The organism is Nitrosomonas sp. HPC101 (assembly GCF_009833125.1).
Lineage (GTDB): Bacteria > Pseudomonadota > Gammaproteobacteria > Burkholderiales > Nitrosomonadaceae > Nitrosomonas.
This window is the reverse complement of sequence record NZ_QRCC01000026.1, coordinates 1-1,181: the sequence shown is the minus strand read 5'-3', so window position 1 is coordinate 1,181 and position 1,181 is coordinate 1. Positions and strand designations below refer to the sequence as shown.

1 protein-coding gene and 1 pseudogene are annotated in these 1,181 nt (G+C 48.9%); both read left to right on the top strand.

The window, feature by feature from the left end:
* A pseudogene (locus tag ABO04_RS12285) lies at positions 1 to 1,013 on the top strand (flagellin); the annotation flags it as partial.
* Positions 997 to 1,181, top strand: a 185-nt coding sequence (locus ABO04_RS11710) for a hypothetical protein (protein WP_205012799.1), incomplete at its 3' end; no start/stop codon positions are given. The pseudogene ABO04_RS12285 and the gene ABO04_RS11710, both read left to right, overlap by 17 nt.

The following is a 1,181-nucleotide window of genomic DNA, read 5'->3' as shown; positions in this document are numbered from 1 at the left end:
GCTATGAAAGAGCGCCACGATACTTTAAAAAGTACTTCTCGGAAGGGGAAATAAAAATGCCACAAGTTATTAATACCAACGTTGCGTCACTCAATTCACAGCGTAATCTGAACGTATCGCAAGGTTCACTCAGTACCGCCTTACAGCGTTTATCCAGCGGTTTGCGCATCAACAGCGCCAAGGATGATGCTGCCGGGCTGGCCATTTCCGAGCGTATGACCTCGCAAATCCGCGGCCTCAACCAAGCGGCACGTAACGCCAACGATGGTATTTCACTGGCACAAACTGCCGAAGGCGCACTCGGTGAAATTGGTAATAACCTGCAGCGTATCCGTGAACTAGCAGTGCAATCCTCCAACGCGACTAATTCTGCTTCTGATCGTGCTGCTATGCAGTCCGAGGTCAATCAATTGATTGCTGAAATCGATCGCGTGGCAACACAAACTGATTTCAACGGTACTAAACTGCTGGATGGTTCTTTCAAAGCCCAGAATTTTCAGATAGGAGCTAATGCTGGCCAAACCATCACTGTCGATCAAATCACCAGTGCTCGTGCCAGTGATCTGGGTCAGTACCAGGGTTTCAACAAGACTGGCTTTTCTATCGGCACTGCCAATGATACTGTATCACCCAAAGCTGTAACGGTTGGTGGCCAGGTCTATACCCTTGGTGATGTAGCTGATGACGCCAAAGCCATCACCAATGCACTCAACAATGCCGGTATTTCCGGCCTGACAGTACGTGCCAACGAGACCAAGGTATTAGGTCAAACTTCTGCCGTCACTGGTTCTGCTAATGATGCAGATTCAATTGATATCAATGGCACGGCTATTAGCCTCACCAACACCAACAATGCAGTCAGTAATCGTGCCCATGCCGTGGAACAAATCAATGCCCAGTCGGCCGTGACTGGAGTAAGGGCTGTTGATAATGGTTCTGGTGTAGATTTAGTTGCCGCTGATGGACGTAATATTACTACAGTATTCACAGGTGTTAGTGGTATCCGAAGCTGACTATGGCCTTGCTGCTGATGCTACTACAGGGGGTAAATTGGATATCAGCTACGCTGCACCAGCTGGTGTTACCGGCACCTTCGACTTCACTACCGGTTTTGATGCAAGCTTCACTCCGCAAAATATCGCGGCTACTGGCACTGCTGTCACAGCCTTTGACATCAGTAC